This window comes from Natronospira elongata (assembly GCF_034931365.1).
In the GTDB taxonomy this organism is placed as follows: domain Bacteria; phylum Pseudomonadota; class Gammaproteobacteria; order Natronospirales; family Natronospiraceae; genus Natronospira; species Natronospira elongata.
On sequence record NZ_JAYGII010000010.1, the window covers coordinates 61,843 to 86,718 of the forward strand.

Here is a 24,876-nt window from a genome sequence, read left to right on the forward strand (position 1 = left end):
CCTTGGCAGGGTCTGTACTGGTCCAGAGTCGAGACGGGAAAGTCTCGACCTCACAGTGTTACTCGATGCCTTCCGGCAGCCGCCTATGCCAGTCCGTCTGCTGCTGGAACTGATGTGCCACGTTGAGCAGACGGCCTTCATCAAAGAAGTTGCCGATAATCTGCAGCCCCACCGGCAGGCCGCCCACCAGGCCAGCGGGCACCGATACCGCGGGCAGGCCGGCCAGGTTGACGGCAATGGTGTAGATGTCGTTGAGGTACATGGTGATGGGGTCGTCGGTCTTCTCGCCGATCCCGAAGGCGGGAGTGGGCGTGGTCGGGCCCATCAAAACATCCACTTCCTCAAAGGCCTTGAGGAAGTCATCACGAATCAGCTTGCGGGTCTTCTGCGCCTGCAGGTAGTAGGCGTCGTAATAACCGGCGGACAGTACATAAGTCCCGGTCATGACCCGGCGCTTGACCTCGGCCCCGAAGCCCTCGCCCCGGGACCGCTCATAAAGATCCAGCAGATCCTTGGGATTCTCGCAGCGATAACCGAAGCGGACACCATCAAAGCGAGACAGGTTGGAGGAACACTCCGCCGGGGCCACCACATAGTAAGTGGGCACCGACAGGTCCAGATGGGGCAGATGCACTTCCCGGATCTCGGCGCCCAACTGGCGATAGACATCCAGGGCATCATCCACCGCCTTGCGGGTATCCGCGTCCAGGCCCTCGTCGAAAAACTCGGGCGGCACGCCGATTTTCAAGCCCTTGATGTCCTGACCCAGGGCGGCCAGATAATCCGGCACGGATTCCTGGGCACTGGTGGAGTCACGTTCATCAAAACCCGCCATGGCCTGGGTCATGAGCGCGGCATCTTCGGCGCTGATCGTGAGAGTACCTGCCTGATCCAGGCTGGAGGCGAAGGCGATCATGCCGTAACGGGAGACCCGGCCGTAGGTGGGCTTGAAGCCGGTCAGTCCGGTGAGGGCCGCCGGCTGACGAATGGAACCGCCGGTGTCGGTGCCGGTGGCGGCCGGCGCCAGGCGCGCGGCCACCGCCGCCGCCGAGCCACCGGAGGAGCCACCGGGGACCTTGCTCTCGTCCCAGGGGTTTTTCACCGGGCCGTAATAGCTGGTCTCGTTGGAAGAGCCCATGGCGAACTCGTCCATATTGGTCTTGCCCAGGGTCACCATGCCGGCCTCGGCCAGCTTCTCCACAACGGTGGCGTCGTAGGGAGAGACGAAGTTATCCAGCATCTTCGAACCACAACTGGTCTTCACCCCGCGGGTGCAGAAGATGTCCTTGTGCGCCAGGGGCAGGCCGGTCAGAAGGCCGGCATTGCCCTCGGCGATGCGCCGATCGGCGGCGCGGGCCTGCTCCAGGGCCCGCTCCGGCGTCGGGGTAATGAAGGCGTTGTAGCGGTCGTCCCGGGCCTCGATCCGGTCCACAAAATGCCGGGTCAGCTCCTCGCTGGAGAATTCCCCCTGCTTGAGACCGGCGGCCAGTTCGGCGAGTGTCTTGTCATGCATGTCCAGTGATCCCTTTTTACTCGATGACGCGCGGTACGAGATAAAGACCGGCCTCGGTGGCGGGCGCGTTCTGCTGGTATTCGTCGCGGTGGTTTTCCTCGGTCACCACGTCGTCGCGCAGGCGCTGCGCCATCTCCAGCGGGTGAGCCATGGGGGTGACCGCATCGGTGTCGGCCTTGCCCAACTGGTCGACAAAATCCACAATTCGGGAGAGATTTCCCGCATACTCCTGGATATCCTGCTCCTCGATGCGGAGTCGGGCCAGATGGGCGATATGACGAACGTCGTCCGGGCTGAGTGACATGGATTCGGCCTCCAGAGCCTGAGAAACAGGCGCAGAAATCTACCACAGGCAGGCCTCCGCCGTCATGGCTGGGCGGACCCGGGTCGCGTCAACCGTCCGCCACAGACACGTTGACGCACACCGAAATTTGATTGCCCATTGCCGGGGTGGTTGATAAAGTACGCGCGGTGCGCTATGCCGCCGCAAATGCGGGCTGGCAGAAATTCCGATCATTGGCCCCGGCCATGCGCCAGGGCCGCAGACAAAGAAGAACTCCCCCGATGTTCAACAGTATTCGCGGCTTTTTTTCCAATGACCTTTCCATTGACCTGGGCACGGCCAATACCCTGATCTATGTCCGGGGCAAGGGCATCATTCTCGACGAACCCTCGGTGGTCGCCATTCGCGATGATCCCAGCCGAGGCAGCAAGACCATCGAGGCGGTGGGGGTCGAAGCCAAGCGCATGCTTGGCCGCACGCCCGGCAATATCGTCGCCATCCGGCCGTTGAAGGACGGTGTGATTGCCGACTTCACCGTGACCGAGAAGATGCTGCAGTTCTTCATCCGCAAGGCCCACGGGACCCGCTATTTCCGCCCCAGCCCGCGGGTCGTGGTCTGCGTCCCCTACGGCTCCACGCAAGTGGAGCGCCGCGCGATCAAGGAATCGGCGGCCGGGGCCGGTGCCCGCAAGGTCCATCTCATTCATGAACCCATGGCAGCGGCCATCGGCGCGGGCATGCCGGTGCACGAGGCCAAGGGCTCCATGGTGCTGGATATTGGCGGCGGGACCTCGGAAGTGGCCGTCATCTCCCTGAATGGTATTGTCTATGCGGCCTCGGTTCGTATCGGCGGTGATCGTTTCGACGAATCCATCATCCATTATGTCCGCCGCAACTACGGCACCCTGATCGGTGAGTCCACCGCCGAGCGGATCAAGCAGGAGATCGGCTCCGCCTATCCCGGCGAGGAGGTTCGGGAGATCGAAGTCAAGGGACGCCACCTTTCCGAAGGGGTGCCGCGCGCCTTTACCCTCAATTCCAATGAAATCCTGGAGGCATTGCAGGAGCCACTGGCGGGTATTGTCGGCGCGGTCAAGACCGCTCTGGAACAGACCCCGCCGGAGCTGGGTTCCGATGTGGCCGACCGGGGCATCGTGCTCACGGGCGGTGGCGCGCTGTTGCGCGACCTGGACCGCCTGCTCATGGAGGAAACCGGCATTCCCGTGGTGATTGCGGACGACCCGCTCACCTGTGTCGCCCGTGGCGGCGGCCGGGTGCTGGAACTAATGGACGAACACGGCGGCGAACTTTTCTCCGTCGAATGAGCGCCCACTCGGCCCTGTCCTCCTCACCCAACCGGGCCGGCACTGCCGGCCCGGCGGCACTGACTCGATAGCAATCGGTTAGGGACATGGCCTCCGCATTCAGCAGCAGCGGCAATGACAAGCTTTTCGGCCACGGCCCATCGCCGTTGATTCGCTGTGTGCTCCTGGTCCTGTTGTCCATTGTGATCATCACCGTGGATCACCGCGAAGGCCATCTGGACCGGGTGCGGCAAAGCCTGGCCCTGCTCACCTACCCGATTCAGCTCATCGTTGACCTGCCTTCATCCGCCATTGACCGAGCCAGCGAGAGCCTCAGCCGGCGGGGTGAGCTGCTCGAGGAGAATCGACGGCTGCGAGCGGAACGGCTGGAGCTGAGCGGCCAGGTCCAGCGGCTTGAGAGCCTGGAGCAGGAGAACGAACGCCTGCGGGAGCTCTTGCAATCAGGCGAGCGGGTGGGCGAACGGCTGTTGGCCGCGGAATTGCTGCAGGTAAGCCTGGACCCCTTCCGCCATCGGGTGGTGGTGGACAAGGGCAGTCGTCATGGCGTCTATCAGGGCCAGCCTCTGCTGGATGCCGACGGGGTCATGGGCCAGATCACCCACCTCGGTCCCTTCGGCGCCGAGGCCATTCTGATTACCGACCCAAGCCACGCCATACCGGTGGAGGTAAACCGCAACGGCCTGCGCACCATTGCGGTGGGAACCGGCAACCTTACCCGTCTGGAGCTGCCCTATCTGCCCAACAACGCCGACATCCAGGAAGGCGACCTGCTGGTCACTTCGGGCCTCGGGATGCGTTTCCCCCGTGGTTACCCGGTAGGTACGGTTCAATCGGTTGAGCGGCGCCCCGGCGAGACCTTCGCCGCCATCCACGCCGAACCGGCCGCCGCCCTCAATCGCAGCCGGGAAGTCCTGCTGGTCTGGCGAGAAGACGGCCTGCCCTTTGACCGCGACCCCCTGGCGGACCCGGACTCGAATGGGGGCCGGGACCAGGACCAGAACGATGGCAGCGGCAGCATGGATGAAGGGGAGAGCCAATGAGAGATCAGCCTGCACAGGCCCGTTGGGTGATCTGGCTCAGCCTGCTCGTGGCCCTGGCACTGACCATCTGGCCGCTGCCTGATACCGTTGCGCCATTTCGACCGGAATGGTCGGCCCTGGTTTTGATCTACTGGATCATGGCCCTGCCCCATCGGGTGAACGTGGGCACGGCGTGGATTACCGGACTGTTGCTGGATGTGCTCACCGGCAGCCTGCTGGGCCAGCATGCCCTGGCGCTGGCAATAATGAGTCTGGTGGTGGCCGGGTCGCACCTGCGCATCCGTGTCTTCCCGGTGTGGCAACAGGCCATGACAGTAATGGCCCTGTTGGGACTGTATGAACTGATGCTTATTCTGGTGGATGGTGTCACTGGCAATCTCTATGACCTGGAATGGCGCTGGGCGCCGGTACTGGCCGGCATGCTGCTGTGGCCCTGGATCATGTTCCTGCTCAGAGCCCTGCGCCGGCAATTCGGTGTGAGTTAGTGTCTGACCTGCATATTCGCGACCAATCCCAGGATCGCCGCCTGTTCATCGGTCGGGCGGTGCTGGCTGCCGTGGTGGCCACGGCACTGCTGCTGTTGCTGGTCGGGCGGATGTTCGCCCTGCAGGTCGTGGATCACCAACACTACGCCACCCTCGCCGACGGCAATCGGGTGAGAGTGGAGCCCATTCCGCCGACCCGCGGCCTGATTTTCGATCGTAATGGTCATATCCTTGCCGAGAATGTCCCCACCTACCAGCTGGAACTGATCCCCGAACAGGTCGAGGACATCGACGAGACCCTGGACCAGCTGGCTGAGTTGGTGGAACTACGGGATGCCGACCGGGAGCGTTTCTTTCGCCTCCTGCGCAGCCAACGCCGCTTCCAGCCGGTGCCGGTTCGACAGAATCTGAGTGAAGAGGAAGTGGCCCGCTTTTCCGTGGAGCGGCAACGTTTTCCCGGTGTGGATATCCGCGCCCGTCTGGCCAGACATTATCCCTACGGTGAGCTCACTGCCCATGTTGTGGGTTATCTGGGCGCCATCAGTCGCGAGGATCTGCAACGCATTGATCGCAGCCGCTATAGCGGTACCAACCAGATCGGCAAGACGGCCATCGAGTTCTCCTATGAACCAATACTCCACGGCGGTGCGGGCAGTCGCCGAGTGGAAACCAACGCCCAGGGCCGGGTCATCCGCACCCTGGACGTCCGTGAGCCGGCCATGCCCGGTGACGACATTTACCTTAATCTGGACGTTGAACTGCAACAGACCGCCTGGGATGCCATGGAAGGTCAGCGGGGCGCCCTGGTGGCTCTGGATACCCGCGACGGCGGTGTGCTGGCCATGGTCAGCCGCCCCTCCTTTGACCCCAACGAGCTCTCCAGAGGCTTGGAGCATGAAACTTTTCGCCAGCTCCAGGCCGACCCGGCACGGCCCCTGTTCGACCGCGCCACCCGTGGCCGCTACCCGCCGGGCTCCACGGTCAAGCCCATGCTGGGCCTGGCAGGCCTGGATGCCACGGATCTCGATCCCGACGCCCCCCTGCGCTGTACCGGGGAGTTTTTCATTGATGGGCGTGACCGTCCCTTCCGGGACTGGCGACGGGAGGGCCATGGTCCCACCGATTTCGAGAAGGGCATTGTGGAGTCCTGCGATATCTACTTTTACGCCCTGGCCATGGAGCTCGGGATCAACAATATCCACCGCTATCTGACCCACTTCGGCCTGGGTGAGCGAACCGGCATCGACATACCCGGCGAGTCCGCAGGCCTGGTCCCCTCGCGAGACTGGAAACGCCGCGCCCTGGGCGAAAGCTGGTTCCATGGAGAGACGGTCATCGCCGGCATTGGCCAGGGCTATATGCTTTCCACGCCCCTGCAGTTGGCCAAGGCGACCGCGGCCATGGCCAACGGCGGCGAGCTTCGATCTCCGAGACTGCTGCGGGGCTTTCGCAACGCCTTTACCCGGGAATTCGAAGCCATGGACCCACCGGAAAGCCATCGCTCCGAGTTACTCAGCCAAATTCAGCCCAATCACTGGCAGCGAACCATTGACGCCATGGTGGAATCGGTTCACGGCCCCCGGGGGACGGCCCGAGCCACCGGCATGAACGCGCCCTACCGGATTGCCGGCAAGACCGGCACGGCCCAGGTCTTCAGCCTGGGCGAGGACGAAGAGTACGAACATGAAGAGGTGGCTTTCCACCTGCGTGACCATGCCCTGTTCATCGCCTTCGCCCCGGCGGAAGACCCGCGTATTGCGGTGGCGGTTCTGGTGGAACATGGTGGCGGCGGTGGCGCCGTCGCCGCGCCCCGGGCGCGAGCGGTAATGGACCATTACCTGCTCAAGCTGGAAGAGGAGGCAGACAATGGCGGCTGATTCCTTCTCGGTCAGGGGCAATGACAGCAACGGGCTGCTGGGCAATCTGCGCCTGGATGGCCCCTTGCTGCTGGGCATTGCCCTGCTCAGCGGCTTCGGCATGATCGTGCTCTACAGTGCCGGCGGCGAAAGTACCTCCCTGCTGATTCGCCAGCTCATTCGCATTGGTCTCGGCCTGGCCATCATGGTTTTCCTGGCTCAACTGCCACCGGTCCTGTATCGAAGCTGGGCGCCCTGGCTGTTCCTGGCTGGACTGGGACTGCTGGTGCTGGTTCTTCTGGTCGGCGAGACCGGCAAGGGCGCTCAGCGCTGGCTCAATCTGGGCTTCGTCCGCTTCCAGCCCTCGGAAATGATGAAGCTCGTGGTGCCACTGGCCATTGCCTGGTATCTCCACGACCGCGGGGTACCGCCGCGCTGGTGGCAGGTCATTGTTGTTCTTCTGGCAATTGCTGTTCCAGTGGCCCTGATCGTCCGTCAGCCTGACCTGGGCACCGCTCTGCTGGTGGCAAGCGCCGGTTTCTTCGTCCTCTTTCTGGCCGGTCTTCGCTGGCGGTACATGATCGGCGGCCTGGTGGCGGCAGGTGCGGCCCTGCCACTGCTCTGGTCCTATCTCCACGAATACCAGCGCCAGCGGGTGCTGACCTTCCTCAATCCGGAATCCGACCCCCTGGGGGCCGGCTATCACATCATCCAGTCGAAGATTGCCATCGGCTCCGGCGGGTTCTTTGGAAAAGGCTGGACCGAGGGCACCCAGTCGCAACTGCAGTTTCTGCCCGAGCGGTCCACCGATTTCATCTTTGCGGTTCTCGGCGAGGAGTTCGGCTTGCTGGGCGTGATGGTCCTGGTGCTGCTCTACCTTTTCCTGTTCTGGCGAGGCATGGTGCTGGCACTGCGGGCTCAGGACAACTTCGGGCGCCTGGTGGCCGGCAGCCTGATGCTGACCTTCTTCGTCTATATCTTCGTCAATACCGGCATGGTGACCGGCCTGCTCCCCGTGGTGGGTGTTCCCCTGCCACTGGTGAGCTACGGTGGTACCTCAATGGTGACCTTGATGGCTGGCTTCGGTATTCTCATGAGCATCAACAGCCACCGACGGTTCATGCACTGATGAAGCCCTATATCCTTGCCATTCTGCTGGCCCTCAGTTTCCTGCCCACTACCCTGTCGGCAGCCAATTGGCTGGAGCGGGATGATATCAATCGCTTCATCGACCACATGGAGGAAGAGCATGGTCTTGAGCGGCAGTGGCTGGAGTCAGTGTTCAGCCAGGTGATCCGCCAGGATGCCGTGCTGGAGGCCATCGCCAGCCCGGCCGAAGCCCTCCCCTGGCATCGTTACCGCCCGATTTTCATGACCTCCGAACGCGTCCAGGGCGGGGTTGCCTTCTGGCAGGAACACGAAGGCATCATCCGGCGAGCCAGCCAGGAATTCAGTGTCGACCCCGAGATCATCGTTGCCATCATCGGTGTCGAGACCTATTACGGCCGTCATCAAGGCCGACACCCGGTACTGGACTCACTGGTGACCCTGGGCTTCGATTACCCCCCCCGGGCGGATTTCTTTCGCCGGGAGCTGGAGCAGCTCTTCCTGCTCGCCGACGAGGAAGCCCTGGACATTCACAAGCTGCGAGGGTCCTACGCCGGTGCCATGGGCGTGGGCCAGTTTATTTCATCCAGCTACCGCTATTACGCCGTGGATTTCAGCGGCAGTGGCCAACGCAATCTTTTCAGCGACTGGGAAGATGCCATCGGCAGCGTGGCCAACTATTTCAAACAACATGGCTGGCGGGCGGGTGATGCCGTGGTGGTTCCGGCCATCCTGCCGGAGGATCGGCATCTCGAGCCGCCTTCGGGTCTGGAACGGCGACCGGCCGCTGAACTGCGAGAGGCCGGTCTGATCTTCAGCGAGGGCGTAAGCGACGACGAACGGGTGCTGCCGGTCCGACTGGAGCAGGAGAACGGCGAGGACTGGTGGGTGGGCCTGCACAACTTTCGTGTGATCACCCGCTACAATCACAGCCCCCTCTACGCCATGGCGGTCTGGGAGCTGAGCCGGGCGATCAAGCGTGAATACCGAGAAGGGTCTGGGTAACGATGAAGGGAGTAATCCACCGTCGGCTGCTGCCCACAGGCGGTCTCATGCTGCTACTGGTCCTGGCCGGCGCCTGCGCGCCCTTTGATGTCCAGGACAGCGGGCCACGAACGCCGCCAGCCGGCCTGGACCGGATTCCGGAACCCACGCCTCGGGAAGAGCCACGCAGCCGCTACGGCAACCCCGACAGCTATGAAGTCTTCGGGCGCACTTACCACGTAATGGATTCCGCCCGCGGCTATGAGGAAGAAGGCATTGCTTCCTGGTATGGCAAGAAATTTCACGGCGAGCGTACCAGCAGTGGCGAGGAATACGACATGTATGCCCTCACCGCAGCCCATACCCGCCTGCCCCTGCCCACCTATGTGCGGGTCACCAACCTGGAAAACGACCGCAGCCTGGTGGTTCGGGTCAATGATCGCGGCCCCTTCGCCCACGACCGGCTGATTGATCTGTCCTATGCCGCCGCCCACCGTCTCGGTTTCGCCGACCAGGGCACCGCCAGGGTGCGGGTGGAGGCACTCACCGGACAGAACGAGAGTGGTGGTCCGAGCCTGGGGCCGATTGAGGGGCCGGTCCGTATCCAGGTGGGCGCCTTTCGTGACCGCGACAACGCCCTCGCCCTCAAGCGGCGACTGGAGTCACGGGATATCCGGCCGGTGCGGGTTGAATCGGAGCGCGGGCGCCGGGGCGTGCACCGGGTTCGGGTAGGGCCGCTGGACAGCCAGGATCGGGTGGAAACCATCCTTGGCCGCCTTCGGGATGCCGGCATTCAGGACACCAGCCTCGTCAGAGACTGAGGAACCTGGACCAAAAATACTCGTCGGAACAATCACTCCTGTTAAAATGGGGCGCTGGCATCATGCCAGTCGCCGAAAAGCCGTTCCCTTGTTGCAACACAGGTACTCTGACCGATGACCAAGATCGCTGCTCGCCTGGCGGCCGCCGCCACCCTGTTGCTGGCCGTCACCGCCGCAATGGCTTCCAGTCCCATTCCCTCCGCCCCGTCGGTGGATGCTGAAAGCTATGTCCTGCTGGATTACAACAGTGGCCGCATACTGGCCGACAAGGACCCGGAAAAAGCAGTGGAACCGGCCAGCATCACCAAGGTGATGACCGGCTATGTGGTGTTCCAGGCCCTGGCTTCCGGCAGCATCAGCCTGGACGAGGAGGTGGTGGTGAGCGAGCGGGCCTGGCGGATGCCGGGCTCACGCATGTTCATCGAAGTCGGCACCCGGGTCACGGTGGAGAACCTCCTGAAAGGCATGATCATCCAGTCCGGCAACGATGCCAGCGTGGCCCTTGCCGAACATGTGGCGGGTTCGGAGGCAGCCTTTGTGGATCTGATGAATCAGTATGCTGAGCGTATTGGCATGGAAAATACCCGCTACGCCAATGCCACGGGCCTGCCCCACGAAGACCAGATCACCACGGCTCACGACACGGCATTGCTGGCCCGCGCCCTGATTCGGGAATTTCCCGAACACTACGGCTGGTATTCAGAGCGGGAATTCACCTGGAACGGCATCCGCCAGAACAACCGCAATACCCTGTTGTGGCGGGATGAGTCCGTTGACGGGCTCAAGACCGGCCACACCACCTCGGCCGGCTACTGCCTGGTAACCTCGGCCCGCCGGGACGACACCCGGCTGGTCTCGGTGGTGATGGGGTCGAGCAGCGAGAGAGCCCGCGCCGATGCCAGCCAATCCCTGCTCAACTACGGTTTCCGCTTCTTTGAAACCCATCGCCTCTATGCGGCCGGCGAGCCGCTGTCGGAAGAACGGGTCTGGGGCGGGGCCAGCGACACGGTGCCGGTGGGCCTGAGCGAGGATCTTTACGTCACCGTTCCCCGGGGTAGCTACAGCAACCTGGACCCGGTGATGAACCTCAGCAGCCGTCTGGACGCCCCCCTGCAGTCTGGCGATGAGCTGGGCACTGTCCAGGTCAGTCTCAACGGTGAGCTGGTCGCGGAACGTCCGGTTCACGCCCTTGAGGACGTGGAATCCGGCGGGCTCTGGCGACGCCTTGTGGACCGTGTCCGCCTGATGTTTGATTAAAGGCAGCCCATGGCCATACCTTTGCCAACAGCCTGGTTGAATGGTGAGTTCCTGCCAGTGCAGGAAGCGCGCATCTCCCCCCTGGATCGGGGCTTTCTGTTCGGTGACGCGGTTTACGAGGTCATCCCCGTCTATGACGGCCAGCCTTTTCGCCTGGATGAACACCTGGCGCGGCTGGAGAACAGCCTGAAAGCGATCCGGCTCAGTGATGCCATGGGACGCCAACGCTGGCGTGACACCCTGTTGGAACTGGTCGAACGCAATGGCGGGGGAGACCAGAACGTCTACCTGCAGGTTTCTCGGGGCACGGATAAGGGTCGTGAACATGGATTTCCGGCCGAGCCGATAGCACCCACCTGTTTTGCCATGAGCTCGCCCCTGCCCCGCCCCCCGGCCCATCTGCGAAGCGAGGGGGCACGGGCGCATCTGGTGGAGGACCTGCGCTGGCGGCGCTGCGACATCAAGGCAACAACCCTGCTGCCCAACATCCTGGCCAAGCAGGCAGCCCATGAGGCCGGCGCCGACGAGGCCCTGCTCCACCGCGACGGCGAACTCATCGAGGGCAGCTCCATGACCCTCTTTCTGGTCAAGGACGGTGTCATCCATACGCCGCCCCAGAGTTCTGCCATTCTGCCGGGCATTACCCGACAGGTGGTGCTGGAACTGGCGCACGAGCTCGGGATTTCGGTTCAGGAAACGGCTCTGCCCCTGGAACAACTGGAGCAGGCCGATGAACTCTGGTTCAGCAGCTCCAGCCGGGAAATCATGCCGGTCACCCGAGTCGACGAACAAACCATCGGCGAGGGCCGCCCCGGGCCGGTCTGGGCCCGCGTGCAGGCGGCACTGGAAGCTTCCACAAGACAAGGCAAGAAACAGGCAGTGTCATGAGCATCAACGAAGACAACACACCGCTGGAGTTCCCCTGCGATTTCCCGCTCAAGATCATGGGGCGGGATCAGGAAGGCTTTCGCGAACATGTGATAGAAATCGTCAGCCGTCATGCAGGTGAATCGGCGGTCCTGAATGTGCGTGACCGGGAAAGCCGGGGTGGGCGCTTTGTCTCCCTGACCGTTACCGTCCGGGCCGAGAGCCGCCCCCAGCTGGATGACATCTACCGGGAACTGCACGCCTCCGAGCGTGTACTGATGACGCTCTGACCATGGCCGCCCCCGCCTCCGCCCGCCAGACCCCAACGCCGCCCGAGTTCAGTGAACTGGGGCGACGCGACTTCGAGCCGGTATGGGCCGAGATGAAGGAGTGGACTCTGGCCCGCAAGGGCGAGGAAAGGGACCGCATCTGGCAGGTGGAGCACCCGCCGGTCTTTACCCTGGGCTTGGCCGGCAAGCACGAACATGTACTCGCCCCCGGCGATATCCCGGTCATCGACATCGACCGCGGCGGCCAGGTGACCTACCACGGCCCCGGTCAGCTGGTGGTCTATCCCCTGCTCAACCTGCGACGCCTGAAGCTGGGCGTCCGGGCCCTGGTCGAGGCCCTTGAGAACGCAGTCATCGACACGCTGGCCGGCTACCGGATTGCGGCGGTGAATCGTCCCGATGCCCCCGGGGTCTATGTGGACGGCCGCAAAATCGCCGCCCTTGGCCTGCGTGTGCGCAATGGCTGCACCTACCACGGCCTGGCCTTCAACGTGAACATGGACCTGGAACCCTTTACCCGCATCAACCCCTGCGGTTTCCAGGGCCTGGAAGTCACCCAGGTCGCCGATCTGGGCGGCCCCGGCGACCTGCTCACCGTATGGCGCGACCTCCAGCCCCATCTCCTCCACCATCTCGGCTACACCCCGGCCTGAATCCGGCAAGCTCCCAAGAGATGAAGCCCATTACTGCTCGGCACCACTCAAGCGGGCGTTGAGCTGGTGCAGGCGCTCGGGTGTTCCCACATCCAGCCAGGGGCCGGCATGGTGGATGCCGGCCAGTCGTTGTTGCTCGGCAGCCTCGCGCAGGCGGGGGGCCAGGGGCCAGGCGCCTGCGGGGCTGTCTCGGAACAGCTCTGGGTGGTAAAGCCCGATGCCGCTGAAGGTGTAGCGCGGACCGCCCTGGTTTCGGACCCGCCCCTGCTGGAGTGCGAAATCGCCGTCGGCATTGTGGTCGGGATTATCCACCAGCAGCAGACAGGCCAGGTCATCATCGGCAAGACGGAGGCGGTCAAAATCCGCCTCACACCAGACATCCCCGTTGACCACCAGAAAGGGCTGCTGCCCCAGCAGCGGCAGGGCATGGTGGATGCCGCCGCCGGTCTCCAGTGCCGGCCAGCCTTCCTCGGAATAACGCAAGGCCACGCCCAACTCGCTGCCATCACCCAGTGCCTGGCGAATCTGCTCGCCTTTCCAGCCCAGATTGATCACGATGTCTCGCCAGCCAGCCGCTGCCAGGCGGCGGATCTGGTGCTCGATCAAGGGGTGGCCGGCCACCTTCAGCAAGGGCTTGGGGGTCTGATCGGTGAGTGGCCGCATGCGCTCGCCACGACCCGCGGCCAGAATCATCGCCCGCCTGCTCATCCGGCCGCCTCCGCACTGGCCGGGGGCCGCCAGGGGCTGATCAACTCCACCAGGGGGCGCAACTCGCGATCGAACAGGGCGGCTCGTTCCAGATAGTCGAAAAAGCGGGGCACATCGCTCAGATAATGCGGCTTGCCATCGCGGTGCGCGATGCGGGCGAATATCCCGATCACCTTGAGGTGGCGCTGCACCCCCATCCAGCAGGCATCCCGGAGAAACTCGTCCAGCGCCTCGGGAACGGGTATCCCGGCTGCCCTGGCAAGCTCGTGGTAGCGGCCGAGCCCGGCAGTAACGGTGGATTCGGGGAAGCTGTGGAAGGCATCCATGTACAGACAGACCGGGTCGTAACTCACCGGCCCAAGCACGGCATCCTGAAAATCAATGACTCCGGGCTCCATTCCGGGCTCTGCCCCGCCAACCATCAGATTCCGGGGCATGAAATCCCGATGGACAAAAACCCGGGGCTGAGCCAGGCCTCGCTCACAGAGGCGATCAAACCAGTCGGCGAGTGCCTTCTCCTCCCGCGCCGACAGACTCAGGCCCCGCTCCCGGGCCAGATACCAGTCGGGGAACAGGGACAACTCCCGCTGCAGCAGAGCTTGATCATAGACCGGCAGCCCGCTGGGATCGGTTGCCGCCTGCATCCGCACCAGGACAGGCAGGGCGGACTCCACCATCGCCGCCGGGTCTTCGTGGGCAAATGCCTCCAGGAAGGTCTGGCGCCCCAGATCCGTCAACAGCAGGAAACCCTGACGCAGATCCTGCCTGAGCACCTCCGGCACCCGCAGGCCGGCAGCGGCCAGACGGCCCGCCACGTCGATGAAGGGGCCCAGCCGCTCCTGTTCGGGCGGTGCATCCATGGCGATCAGGGTTTGCGGCCCAAGGCCGCTGACCCGGAAATAGCGCCGAAAGGAAGCATCCGCCGACGCCGGCCGCAATTCGATCTCCGCATCGGGACAACCTGCCTGCAGCCAGTGTCGCAGCGCGACAAGGCGCGAATCTTCACTCATTCACTTGCTCCAGCAGCGATAATCGAGCTTTAACCGTATGCGAATCATCCCGGTCCCGACCAGCGCTGGCAAGCTGCCGCCTGCCAGCGGGGCCCGGGCTTGCGGTCCTGCGTCGGCTGTGCGAGTTTACCGCGCGCGCCGATCCCGCCATCATACAAACCCCGCCGGCACGGCCCGGCATTGGCCAGGAACAGGACACGCGTGGTTTCCAAGCAGGCACAACAGGGATTTCGTCGGGCCGGACTGGCAGTGCTGCTTCTGGGCGGCTGCCTGTGGCATGGCCTGGCAACGGCCCAGATCGAGGCCGAAGAGCCCGAGCCCTGGCGGCTGTGCCCCACCTGGCCACCGGAACGGCCGCCGGAAACCGTTGGACCGGCACCGGATCACGGCACCCCGGTGACGGTTGACGCGGATTCGAGCGAGGGGATTGGCGAACAGTATTTCCGCTATCAGGGCGATGTCATCATGCGCCAGGGTACGCGCCAGTTGCGGGCCGAGGAGATTCTCTACGATATACAGGCCAATGCAGCAGAGATGCGGGGCGAGGTGGATTTCATCCAGAACGATCTGGCCCTGAGCGGAGAACAGGCCCGTTTCGATCTGGACAGTGACAGTGGCGAGTTCCAGCAGGGCGGCTTCCGACTGCTGGATCGACATGCCCGGGGTGATGCCAGCCGCCTGCGGCGCACCGCGGACAACCGCACCCTCATGGATGACCTCATGTTCACCACCTGCGCGCCGGGTAACCGTGACTGGGAGCTGCACGCCCGGGAGATGGAACTGGACCACGAGGCGGGGCGCGGCACGGCCCGCCACATGCGTCTGGACTTCAAGCGAGTTCCCATCTTCTACAGCCCCTGGGTAAGCTTTCCCATCGACGAGAGCCGCAAGAGCGGCTTTCTGTTCCCGGATTTCGGCCGCTCAAGCCGTCACGGCACCGAGGTCGTGCTGCCCTGGTACTGGAATATTCGCCCCAACCTGGACATGACCCTCACCCCCCACCACCGCAGCGAGCGGGGCACCCAGCTCAGGACCGAAACCCGCTATCTGACCGCGACAACCCGCGGCACCCTGGACGTGGAGTACCATCCTGACGACAAGCTGTTCGGCGATGATCGCTATTACTACCGCTACCGCCAACGCACGGACCTGCCCGCCAACTGGCGGATCAATGCCAATGTGCAACGGGCCTCCGACCCGGATTACTTCCTTGATCTCGGCTCCGGACCGGGCGGACGAACCCGAACCCATTTGCCGCAATCGCTGACCATCAGCCAGCGCACGCCCTGGTATCGCTTTCAGAGCCGCTTCCGGATATTCCAGACCATCGACGATGCCATTGAGGACAGCCGCCTGCCCTATCGGGAAATGCCGGATATGCGCCTGGACTCGGACCTGCCCATCGGGCGGAGCCCCTTCCACGCCGAACTCCATCATCGCTTCACTCGCCTGGAGCGAGCCGATTCCATCGAGGCCGATCGCCTCCATCTGCACCCACGGGTCACCGGGCGCTTCGGGACCCCTGGCTGGTTCCTGCAACCGGCACTGGGCGGCCAGTACACCCGACATGAGCTGTCGAACGCCGCCATCAACGATGATGGCGACGGCCTGGTTTTCAGCCCCGGAGAGGATCTCAGCTTCAGCCGCAGCACGCCGATTTTCAGCCTGGATTCGGGCCTGATTCTGGAACGCCCTTTCGCCGGCACCGCCAATCTGCGCCAGACGCTGGAGCCACGACTGTTCTACCTCTATGTGCCCGCGGACGAGGAGCAGAATCTGCTGCCCCGCTTCGACACCCGGGAGATCGACTTCACCTTCGCCAGCCTGTTCATGGAAGACCGCTTCGTGGGCCCGGACCGTCTCGGCGACGCCAACCGGGTGGGCATGGCCCTGACCTCCCGCATCCTGGACCGGGACAGTGGCCGCAGCCTGCTGAGTGGCAGCCTGGGCCAGATTCACCACTTCGATGACCGGGAAGTGAGACTCAGGGGCGGCGAGACGGCAACCGAGGCCCGCTCGGAACTGGTTGCCGAGGTCCAGGCGGCACCGACGGACAGTTTCAGCGCCCGAACCACCCTGTTGTGGGACCCGGATGATCGACAAACCAGTCGCAGCGCGATACAGTTCCAATATCGGCCGGAACCCCGAAAAGTCATCAATATCGGCTACCGCAACCGGCGGAACCGACTCGATCAGGCCGATGTCTCATTTGCTTGGCCCATTACGGAGCGCATCCGTGTTTTCGGGCGCTGGAATCATTCACTCGAGGACGACGAAACCCTGGACCGTTTCGCCGGTCTTGAGTATGAGAGCTGTTGCTGGGCCCTTCGCTTCACCAGCCGTCGCTACATCTACAACCGGGACGGCGATTTGGACCGCAACTTCATGATCCAGCTTGAGCTCAAGGGCCTGGGTGGCGTGGGTAATCCCGTGAGGGAATTCCTGGGCGAAGGCATCATGGGCTACGGCTATCGCGAATTCGACTGAACATGGCACTGTCACTATGAGAAAGATCACCACCATCCTGCTTGGCCTTCTGCTGGCCTCCAGCATCAGCCTGGCCTCGGCCAACGAGCCCCTCGATCGCATCGTCGCCGTGGTCAACCACGAAATCATCCTGGACTCGGACCTGGAGGAAAGGATTGAGGCGCTTCGCATGCGCATGGACCCGGGTACCCAACTGCCGCCCCGGCGCGTCTTGCGTGAACAGGTGCTGGAACAACTGATCAACGAGCGGGTACAGCTTCAGCGCGCCGACATGGCCGGCCTGCGGGTCAGTGACGACGAGGTCAACCAGGCCCTGGCCCGTTTCGCCCAGCAGCAGGGAACGACCCTGGCCGAATTGCCCCAACTGATGGAAGGGCAAGGCATGAGTTACGCCTCCATGCGTGAACAGATGCGCCAGGAGCTGCTGCAACAACGTGTCCAGGAGCAGATGCTGTACCGGGAAGTTACCGTTTCCGAACGGGAAATCCAGGAGTTCCTGGCGGAAGCCGAAGCCCGCGGTGACCTGGACGCGGAATACCGGGTGTCACACATCATGATTGGCATGGACGGCTCCAGCGATGACCCGGACGTGGTCCGCGAGGCTCGGGAACGCGCCGAGAACATCTACGAGCAATTGCAGGAAGGGGCCGACTTCGCCGAACTGGCCATTGCCCATTCCGAAAGTCGCACTGCCCTCGATGGTGGCGATCTGGGCTGGCGCCCGGGCCCGGAGCTCCCCACTGCCTTTGCCGAACGGGTGGTGGACATGGGCGCCGGTGATGTCACCCGGCCCTTCCGCACCTCCAGCGGTTTCCACATCCTCAAGCTCAACGAGGCCCGTCGCGGTGATCCGGTGATTGTCCAGGAGCATCACAGCCGGCATATTCTGTTGCAGCCTTCCGAGATCCTGCTGCCGGAGCAGGCCCATCTCAAACTGGTGGAGCTGCGCCGTCGTGTTGTCGAGGAAGGTGAAAGCTTCGCAGATCTGGCCCGTGAATATTCCCAGGACCCGGGCTCCGCGTCCCTGGGCGGCGATCTGGACTGGCAGACCTTCGGTCAGTTTGTCCCCGAATTCGAGGAAGTGATCGAGGAGCTGGAGCCGGGGGAAGTGAGCCAGCCCTTTGAGAGCCGCTTCGGCCATCACCTGGTGCAGCTGATCGAACTTCGGGAGCGGGACCGGACCCTGGACGTGCGGCGCAACCAGGCACAACAATTCATTCGTGCCCGCAAGGCCGAGGAACGGATGGACGCCTGGCTTCAGAACCTGCGTGACGAGTCCTACCTCGAAATCCGCCTCGGGAGCTGAGATGTCCATGCGGCCGCTGGCCCTGAGTGCCGGCGAGCCGGCCGGCATCGGCCCCGATCTCTGCCTTGAGCTGGCGCGAGAATCCCGTGAATACCCCCTGGTCGTCCTCGGCGACCCGGGGGTGCTCGCGGCCCGCGCCGAGCAGCTTGGCTATAGGATTGACTGCCAGACCTGGCACGGTGGCGAAGTCTTGCGCACGGCGGGGCGTCTCAGTATCCAGCCGGTACCGGTACGCACGCCGGTCAGGGCCGGGCATCTCGATACCAGCAACGCCGCTCATGTCATCGATCTGCTCACCCAGGCGGTGGACGGCTGCCTGGCCGGTCACTTCTCGGCTCTGGTCACCGCCCCGGTTCACAAGGGCGTGATCAATGACGCTGGCATTCCCTTCTCCGGCCATACCGAGTTCCTCGCCGAGCGCACTGGCGGCAAGCAGCCGGTGATGATGCTGGCCTGTCCGGGTCTGCGGGTTGCCCTGGCCACCACCCACCTGCCCCTGCGGGAAGTGGCCGATACCATCAGCAGCGAGCGCCTGGAAACCATCATCCGGATCCTGGATCAGGATCTGCGCCAGAAATTCGGCCTCTCGGCAGCCAGGATCCTGGTACTCGGGCTCAATCCCCACGCCGGTGAAGGCGGGCATCTGGGCCGGGAGGAGTTGGATATCATCGAACCCTTGCTGTCGCGATTACGGTCGGAGGGATTCTCCCTCGACGGCCCCCTGCCCGCGGACACGGCCTTCACCCCCCGTCATCTGGACCAGGCCGACGCAGTACTGGCCATGTATCACGACCAGGGTCTGCCCGTGCTCAAGTACGCCGGCTTCGGCAATGCGGTCAACATCACCCTGGGTCTGCCCATCATCCGCACCTCGGTGGATCATGGCACTGCACTGGACCTGGCGGGTAGCGGCAAGGCCGAAGCGGGCAGTCTGAGGGCCGCGGTGGAAAGCGCGCTGGAAATGGTGGAGGCCAAGGCATGAATCAGCACCGCGCGCGCAAGCGCTTCGGGCAACATTTTCTGCACGATCCCCGCATCATTGCCCGGATCATCGCTGCCATCGATCCCCGGGCCGACGACCGCCTACTGGAAATCGGCCCAGGCCTTGGGGCGATCACCGCGCCCCTGATGGAGCGGCACGGGCAAATGGACGTGGTGGAAATCGACCGGGATGTCATCCCCCTGCTGCAGGAACGCTGCGCCGGACTGGGCGAGCTGCGGATACACAATGTGGATGCCCTGCGCTTCAGTCTTGATCAACTGGGACAAGGCCCCTGGCGGGTAGTGGGCAACCTGCCCTACAACATCTCCACGCCGCTGATGTTCCATCTCTTCGAGCAGATTGATGCCATCACCGACATGCATTTCATGCTCCAGAAGGAAGTGGTGGATCGCCTGGCGGCCGGCCCCGGCAGCCCTGCCTATGGCCGTCTGGGCATCATGACGGCGCTGCACTGCCATGCCGAACATCTCTTTGATGTCCCCCCGGGTGCCTTCAATCCGCGCCCCAGGGTGGAATCCAGCATTGTCCGCTTGCGCCCGAGAAGCGAGCCCCTGTGCTTGCCGGAGGACCGAGAAACACTGGCCGGACTGGTCCGCCAGGCCTTCTCCAAACGCCGCAAGACCCTTCGCAATGCCCTCAAGGGACTGGCTGACGGCGATGCCATGGAAGCCGCCGACATCGATCCCGGCTGTCGTCCCGAAAACCTGACGCCGGAGGACTTTGCCCGCCTGGCGAGCCGCATTCGTGCCACCCAGGGGCAATAACCTATACTGGGCTCAGTCGTCGCGTGAGGGGGAAGCATGAGCGTCTATAAGCATATCCTGGTCGCCACTGATCTCGCCGAGGAAAGCGCACAGGTGCTGGAGCGGGCAAAAACCGTGGCCCGGGCCACGGACGGCCGCATCTCCCTGCTGCATGTGGTGGAATACGTCCCCGTGGACCCGGCCGGCGAGGCCCTGCTCCCGCCGCCGGTGGACATGGAAGAAGAGCTGATCGACAGTGCCCGCGAACGCCTGCAGAAGCTGGTGGACTCATTGGACCTGAAGGTGGACAAGTGTCTGGTGAAAGTGGGCCAGACCAAGGCGGAGATCAAGCGGATCGCCGGCGACATCGGTGCTGATCTGATCGTGCTGGGCAGTCGTGAGCGTCACGGCCTGGCCCTGCTGATGGGCGGCACGGAGCGCTCGGTCGTTCATAACGCCCCCTGTGACGTGCTGACCGTTCGCCTGCGGGACGATTGAGGCGGCGGGCACGGACACCCTGTTAGAATGTCCCTGCAGATTGAGTTTACGCGGCACCGCCGCGCCGGTTCGCTCTTGAACGGACAAGGCACTTCATGACCGACAATCCCGAGCACAACATACAAATCCAGGTGGAGACCCGATACCTGGACGGCCAGTCCGATCCCGGTAAGGCCCGATTCGTCTTTTCATACACCATCACCCTTCAAAACGAGGGGTCCGTGGGTGCCCGTCTGCTGAAAAGACACTGGCTGATCACCGATGCCAACGGCAAGGTCCAGGAGGTTCGAGGTGACGGCGTCGTCGGGGAATACCCTTACCTTCAGCCGGGCGAGGCTTATCAGTACACCAGCGGCACCATCCTGGAAACACCGGTGGGGTCAATGCAAGGGGACTATCTCATGGAGGCCGATGACGGCGACCAGTTTCGCGCCCCCATTGCCCCCTTTCGCCTGGCCGTCCCAGGCGTGGTGAACTGATCTTCACGGCAGTTCCAATTCTCCCGATAATGGAAAACAGACATGGCCATTTTTGCCATCGGTGACATACAGGGTTGTTACGACGAGCTGAGACAACTCCTGGATCGGGTCAACTTTGACCCTGCCGAAGACGGGCTCTGGTTTGCGGGTGACATTGTCAATCGCGGCCCGGAGTCTCTGGAAGCCCTGCGCTTTGTCAGGAACATGGGCGACCAGGCCGTCACCGTGCTGGGCAATCATGATATGCACCTGCTGGCCGTGGCCCAGCAGGCATCGCCGCGACTGAAAGCGAAGGACACCCTGGCCCAGATTCTCGACGCCCCCGATGCCGGGGACCTACTGGAATGGCTGCGTCACCGCCCCTTTTTACATACTGACCGGGAGCTGGGCTACAGCCTGGTTCATGCCGGCCTGCCCCCCCAGTGGGACATGACACAGGCCACGGCGGCTGCCCGCGAGCTGGAAGAAGTATTGCAGGGTCCCGACCATCAGGATTTCCTGGCCGTCATGTATGGGAATGAACCAGACCAGTGGGACGAGTCCCTGACGGGAGCGGATCGCTGGCGCTTCATGATCAACTGCTTTACCCGCATGCGATTCGTCACCGAAGACGGGCGCCTGGATCTGAACACCAAGTGCGCCCCCGGCGAACAGGCACAGGGCCTGTATCCCTGGTATCAGGCTCCCGGCCGACGTAGCGCTGACGAACATATTCTTTTCGGCCACTGGTCGACCGCGGGCCAGAGCGAGGGGGTGAACTTCAGCGACCACAATGTCTACGCTCTTGACACAGGCTGCGTCTGGGGCGGCACATTGACCGCCTTCCGCATGGACGAAGACGGCGGCTGGACCACCGTCGACTGCCAGGGGTGCATGGCGCCAGGCGAAGATTGATGGCTGTTCTCCGTGGTGAACTCACTCCTCTGATGAATGACAAGGGAGCCGAACGATGGATATGAACCTTGAAGGCAAACATGCACTGGTTTGCGGCAGCAGCCAGGGCATCGGGCGAGCGGTGGCCATGGAACTGGCTTCGCTGGGCGCCACGGTGACCCTGACCGCCCGTAACGAACAGGCCCTGAGCGCTGTTCGTGATCAGCTGCCCCGGCCCCTGGAGCAGGAGCACGGCTATTTCACCTCCGACTTCGACCGTCCCGAAGCGCTGGAGACCGTGATCCGCTCCCGTGTGGAGGAAGGGCGTCGCTATCACATCCTGATCAACAACTCCGGTGGCCCACCCGGCGGCCCGGCCCACAGCGCCAAAAAGGATGAGTTCACCGCCGCTTTTCAGCGCCATCTCATCTGCAACCAGACCCTGCTCCAGGCTCTGCTGCCCGGGATGCGCGAGGACGGTTACGGGCGCATCATCAATATCATCTCCACGTCGGTGAAAGAACCCATTCCCGGCCTGGGGGTATCGAATACCGTGCGCGGCGCGGTGGCCAGTTGGGCCAAGACCATTGCCACGGAGCTTGCCCCCGATGGCATCACGGTGAATAACGTATTACCCGGCTTTACCCAGACCGATCGCCTAAAGCGCCTGTTTGAAGGCAAGGCGGAAAAGACCGGACAAAGCTTTGAGCAAGTGGAACAGGCAGCGCTTGGCCAGGTGCCCATGGGACGCTTCGGCCGCCCCGAGGAAACCGCCGCCGCCATCGCCTTTCTGGCCTCCCCGGCGGCCGCCTACATCACCGGCGTCAGCATCCCGGTGGATGGCGGGCGAACCAAGGGTATCTGAGAGGCAACATTGCCAACACCTGAAACAGGGGCTCATTCAGTACCGGGGATATTGAGAACTGTGGAGATAGCCAGACCGAAGGAGCGGATTCATCCGCGATCACGCCCCCCGCGGGCAAAGGTCGCGGATGAATCCGCTCCTGCGGCGGGATAAATCCGGCGGTTCCCTGATGCCCCCCACCGTGAGAAACAGCAATGGATCAGATCGAGCATTACATTGCCGGCGAGCTCAGAGGCTCAAACGAATGGCTGGACAATTTCGAGCCGGCCACAGGGCAGGTGTCGGGCCGAATTGCGGACGCCGGACAGGCCGAGCTTGATGCGGCGGTAACGGCGGCACAGGCAGCCTTCCCGGCCTGGCGCCATACCCCGGCCCCGGAACGGGCCCGCTGGCTGAATCGCCTGGCCGATCTGGTGGAAAGGGATCTTGAGGCCCTGGCGGCCGCCGAGTCCGAGGATACCGGCAAACCCATTGCCCTGGCTCGTTCAGTGGATATCCCCCGTGCCGCAGCCAATCTGCGTTTCTTTGCCGCCGCCGCCAGTCAATTTTCCAGTGAGTCCCATCTCATGGAAGACGGGGCCATCAACTGGACGCTGCGCGAACCCCATGGGGTGGTGGCCTGCATCTCGCCCTGGAATCTGCCTCTGTATCTGTTTACCTGGAAGATCGCGCCCGCGCTGGCCGCCGGCAACTGCGTGATCGGCAAGCCCTCGGAAGTCACCCCCAAGACCGCCTGGCTGTTCTCCAGGCTCTGCATCGAGGCCGGCCTGCCCAGCGGCGTCCTCAACATCTTGCACGGCCGCGGACCCGAGATTGGCGCCCGGCTTGTCAGTCACCCGGCAATCAAGGCCATTTCCTTCACCGGCGGAACCGCTACCGGCGCCCGCATTGCGCAAGTGGCCGCCCCCCAGTTCAAGAAGCTGTCATTGGAGCTGGGCGGAAAGAACCCGACCCTGGTGTTCGAGGACTGCGACTGGGACAGAACCCTGGACGAAACCCTGCGGGCGGCTTTCGCCAATCAGGGTCAGATCTGTCTGTGCGGATCCCGCCTGCTGGTGCAACGCTCCATCTACGAGCCATTCCGGGACGCCTTCGTGGCCCGCGCCCGAGCCTTGACACCGGCCGACCCGTCCCTGCCGGAGACCCGCCAGGGCGCGGTGGTGTCCAGGCCTCACTACGACAAGGTCCTGGGCTGCATCGAACAGGCGCGAGAAGATGGCGCCACTATCCTCTGCGGCGGCGAGCCGGCAAAGGTCGCCGGTCGTTGTGAGCAGGGCTGGTTCATCGAGCCCACCGTCATCGAAGGCCTGGATCCGACCTGCAGGACCAATCAGCAGGAAATCTTTGGCCCGGTGGTCAGCCTGCTACCCTTCGACGATGAAGACCAGGCGCTGGCCATCGCCAATGGGGTGGATTATGGCCTGGCCTGCAGCATCTGGACCCGCGACATTCAACGGGCCCACCGTCTGGCCCGCGATATCGAGTCCGGCCTGGTCTGGATTAACTGCTGGATGCGTCGAGACCTGCGTGTGCCCATGGGCGGGATGAAACAATCCGGGGTCGGTCGAGAGGGCGGCTGGGAAGCCATGCGCTTTTTCACCGAGCCCAAGAACGTGACGATTGAATTTAATGAAAGATGAAAGTGAACAGTTCCCAGTGAGCAGAGGGGCCGTACGCAAGAATCTTGCCTTGCCACTTCGGCGAAGCCCCGGCAAGTTCAAGTCTCAATCAGGCAACAGCCTGTCAGGAAACAGTACTCAACTGAGTGGGCAAGGGCCCACTGTTCACTGGGAACTGGGAACTGTTTACTAAACATTCAGGAGCATGGCATGAGCGATCAGAACGGTATTGTTAACAGCGGCAAGGCCCCCAAGCCGGTGGGGCTCTACCCCCACGCGCGGCGAGTGGGAAATCTGCTGTTTCTCTCCGGTGTCGGTCCCCGCTCGGCCACCAGCAAGGACATTCCCGGGGTCACGCTGGACGATGAGGGCAATGTATTGGACTACGACATCGAGGCCCAGTGTCATTCAGTGTTTCAGAATGTGCGCCATATTCTGGAAGAAGCGGGTTCCGGCTGGGACCAGCTGGTGGACGTGACTGTCTTTCTGACCGATATTCCCCGGGACTTCAAGGCCTATAACAAGGTCTATGCCGAATACTTTGCGGAGAACCAGCCCTGCCGCACCACGGTGGAGATCAATCGTCTGCCCACGCCGATTGCCATCGAGCTGAAATGCATTGCTACAATTGGGTAATCAACAATCGTAGGAGCGGATTCATCCGCGATCGTGGCCGGAATCCGGCACCGCGGCAAACGAAGGACCCATCGCGAATGAATTCGCTCCTACGGTGCCATCCGAAACGCCAGGTACAGACCTGAGGAGGCCATCCATGCCTTTACCCAGCGCCTTCAACTTCCAGAA

25 protein-coding genes are annotated in these 24,876 nt (G+C 63.3%); 21 read left to right on the forward strand and 4 right to left on the reverse strand.

Features of this window, described 5'->3' with window-relative positions; translation table 11 throughout:
* Positions 1-58: 58 nt before the first annotated feature.
* Both gatA and gatC read right to left on the reverse strand, forming a co-directional pair.
* On the reverse strand, positions 59-1,513 hold the full coding sequence (gene gatA / locus VCB98_RS06510) for an Asp-tRNA(Asn)/Glu-tRNA(Gln) amidotransferase subunit GatA (protein WP_346051092.1): 1,455 nt from the start codon (positions 1,511-1,513) through the stop codon (positions 59-61).
* 16 nt (positions 1,514-1,529) lie between these two features.
* Complete coding sequence (gene gatC / locus VCB98_RS06515) at positions 1,530-1,817, reverse strand: Asp-tRNA(Asn)/Glu-tRNA(Gln) amidotransferase subunit GatC (RefSeq protein ID WP_346051093.1); 288 nt, start codon at positions 1,815-1,817, stop codon at positions 1,530-1,532.
* A gap of 260 nt (positions 1,818-2,077) precedes the next feature.
* On the opposite strand from gatC, the gene VCB98_RS06520 reads away from it, so the two are divergent.
* From VCB98_RS06520 to lipB, 11 genes are all read left to right on the forward strand, one after another.
* A complete protein-coding gene (locus VCB98_RS06520; protein ID WP_346051094.1) occupies positions 2,078-3,121 on the forward strand; it encodes a rod shape-determining protein in 1,044 nt (347 codons plus the stop codon).
* An 86-nt stretch (positions 3,122-3,207) separates the two neighbouring features.
* Positions 3,208-4,161, forward strand: a complete 954-nt coding sequence (mreC, locus tag VCB98_RS06525) for a rod shape-determining protein MreC (RefSeq protein ID WP_346051095.1) — start codon at positions 3,208-3,210, stop codon at positions 4,159-4,161.
* Entirely contained in the window at positions 4,158-4,646 is a 489-nt protein-coding gene (gene mreD / locus VCB98_RS06530; protein WP_346051096.1) for a rod shape-determining protein MreD, read from the forward strand. The genes mreC and mreD overlap by 4 nt, the downstream gene beginning before the upstream one ends.
* Entirely contained in the window at positions 4,646-6,523 is a 1,878-nt protein-coding gene (mrdA, locus tag VCB98_RS06535; RefSeq protein WP_346051097.1) for a penicillin-binding protein 2, read from the forward strand. The genes mreD and mrdA overlap by 1 nt, the downstream gene beginning before the upstream one ends.
* Complete coding sequence (gene rodA, locus VCB98_RS06540; RefSeq protein ID WP_346051098.1) at positions 6,513-7,631, forward strand: rod shape-determining protein RodA; 1,119 nt, start codon at positions 6,513-6,515, stop codon at positions 7,629-7,631. The genes mrdA and rodA overlap by 11 nt, the downstream gene beginning before the upstream one ends.
* Positions 7,631-8,614 (forward strand): lytic murein transglycosylase B, encoded by a 984-nt coding sequence (mltB, locus tag VCB98_RS06545; RefSeq protein WP_346051099.1) that lies wholly within the window; start codon positions 7,631-7,633, stop codon positions 8,612-8,614. Before rodA ends, mltB begins: the two co-directional genes overlap by 1 nt.
* Before the next feature lie 47 nt (positions 8,615-8,661).
* On the forward strand, positions 8,662-9,414 hold the full coding sequence (locus tag VCB98_RS06550; protein ID WP_346051100.1) for a septal ring lytic transglycosylase RlpA family protein: 753 nt from the start codon (positions 8,662-8,664) through the stop codon (positions 9,412-9,414).
* 114 nt (positions 9,415-9,528) lie between these two features.
* Positions 9,529-10,671, forward strand: a complete 1,143-nt coding sequence (locus VCB98_RS06555) for a D-alanyl-D-alanine carboxypeptidase family protein (protein WP_346051101.1) — start codon at positions 9,529-9,531, stop codon at positions 10,669-10,671.
* A gap of 9 nt (positions 10,672-10,680) precedes the next feature.
* Positions 10,681-11,559, forward strand: a complete 879-nt coding sequence (locus VCB98_RS06560) for a D-amino acid aminotransferase (protein WP_374729199.1) — start codon at positions 10,681-10,683, stop codon at positions 11,557-11,559.
* The gene (locus VCB98_RS06565; RefSeq protein WP_346051102.1) at positions 11,556-11,828 is read left to right on the forward strand and encodes a YbeD family protein; all 273 of its coding nucleotides are present in this window, start codon (positions 11,556-11,558) and stop codon (positions 11,826-11,828) included. Before VCB98_RS06560 ends, VCB98_RS06565 begins: the two co-directional genes overlap by 4 nt.
* Positions 11,829-11,830: 2 nt before the next feature.
* Complete coding sequence (gene lipB, locus VCB98_RS06570) at positions 11,831-12,481, forward strand: lipoyl(octanoyl) transferase LipB (RefSeq protein WP_346051103.1); 651 nt, start codon at positions 11,831-11,833, stop codon at positions 12,479-12,481.
* 30 nt (positions 12,482-12,511) lie between these two features.
* Here lipB and murU read toward each other — a convergent pair whose 3' ends face one another.
* Together murU and VCB98_RS06580 are read right to left on the reverse strand one after the other, a co-directional pair.
* Positions 12,512-13,189, reverse strand: coding sequence for an N-acetylmuramate alpha-1-phosphate uridylyltransferase MurU (gene murU, locus VCB98_RS06575; RefSeq protein ID WP_346051104.1), 678 nt, complete (start codon positions 13,187-13,189; stop codon positions 12,512-12,514).
* Entirely contained in the window at positions 13,186-14,199 is a 1,014-nt protein-coding gene (locus VCB98_RS06580) for an aminoglycoside phosphotransferase family protein (RefSeq protein WP_346051105.1), read from the reverse strand. The genes murU and VCB98_RS06580 overlap by 4 nt, the downstream gene beginning before the upstream one ends.
* 201 nt (positions 14,200-14,400) lie before the next feature.
* Between VCB98_RS06580 and VCB98_RS06585 the strand changes: the two genes are divergently transcribed.
* The 10 genes from VCB98_RS06585 (at position 14,401) to VCB98_RS06630 (ending at position 24,708) form a co-directional block, all read left to right on the forward strand.
* The gene (locus tag VCB98_RS06585; protein ID WP_346051106.1) at positions 14,401-16,686 is read left to right on the forward strand and encodes an LPS-assembly protein LptD; all 2,286 of its coding nucleotides are present in this window, start codon (positions 14,401-14,403) and stop codon (positions 16,684-16,686) included.
* A gap of 16 nt (positions 16,687-16,702) precedes the next feature.
* The gene (locus VCB98_RS06590; RefSeq protein WP_346051107.1) at positions 16,703-17,992 is read left to right on the forward strand and encodes a peptidylprolyl isomerase; all 1,290 of its coding nucleotides are present in this window, start codon (positions 16,703-16,705) and stop codon (positions 17,990-17,992) included.
* 7 nt (positions 17,993-17,999) lie between these two features.
* A complete protein-coding gene (pdxA, locus tag VCB98_RS06595; protein ID WP_406672589.1) occupies positions 18,000-18,974 on the forward strand; it encodes a 4-hydroxythreonine-4-phosphate dehydrogenase PdxA in 975 nt (324 codons plus the stop codon).
* Complete coding sequence (gene rsmA, locus VCB98_RS06600; RefSeq protein WP_346051109.1) at positions 18,971-19,759, forward strand: 16S rRNA (adenine(1518)-N(6)/adenine(1519)-N(6))-dimethyltransferase RsmA; 789 nt, start codon at positions 18,971-18,973, stop codon at positions 19,757-19,759. The genes pdxA and rsmA overlap by 4 nt, the downstream gene beginning before the upstream one ends.
* 36 nt (positions 19,760-19,795) lie before the next feature.
* Positions 19,796-20,236, forward strand: a complete 441-nt coding sequence (locus VCB98_RS06605) for a universal stress protein (protein ID WP_346051110.1) — start codon at positions 19,796-19,798, stop codon at positions 20,234-20,236.
* Positions 20,237-20,331: 95 nt separating this feature from the next.
* Positions 20,332-20,715: a Co2+/Mg2+ efflux facilitator ApaG/CorD gene (apaG, locus tag VCB98_RS06610; RefSeq protein ID WP_346051111.1), complete on the forward strand. Its 384-nt coding sequence runs from the start codon at positions 20,332-20,334 to the stop codon at positions 20,713-20,715.
* A gap of 42 nt (positions 20,716-20,757) precedes the next feature.
* A complete protein-coding gene (locus VCB98_RS06615; RefSeq protein ID WP_346051112.1) occupies positions 20,758-21,609 on the forward strand; it encodes a symmetrical bis(5'-nucleosyl)-tetraphosphatase in 852 nt (283 codons plus the stop codon).
* 55 nt (positions 21,610-21,664) lie between these two features.
* Positions 21,665-22,453 (forward strand): SDR family oxidoreductase, encoded by a 789-nt coding sequence (locus tag VCB98_RS06620; protein WP_346051113.1) that lies wholly within the window; start codon positions 21,665-21,667, stop codon positions 22,451-22,453.
* A 194-nt stretch (positions 22,454-22,647) separates the two neighbouring features.
* Positions 22,648-24,093, forward strand: coding sequence for an aldehyde dehydrogenase (locus tag VCB98_RS06625; protein ID WP_346051114.1), 1,446 nt, complete (start codon positions 22,648-22,650; stop codon positions 24,091-24,093).
* Positions 24,094-24,282: 189 nt separating this feature from the next.
* Positions 24,283-24,708 (forward strand): RidA family protein, encoded by a 426-nt coding sequence (locus VCB98_RS06630; RefSeq protein WP_346051115.1) that lies wholly within the window; start codon positions 24,283-24,285, stop codon positions 24,706-24,708.
* The last annotated feature ends 168 nt before the right edge of the window (positions 24,709-24,876 follow it).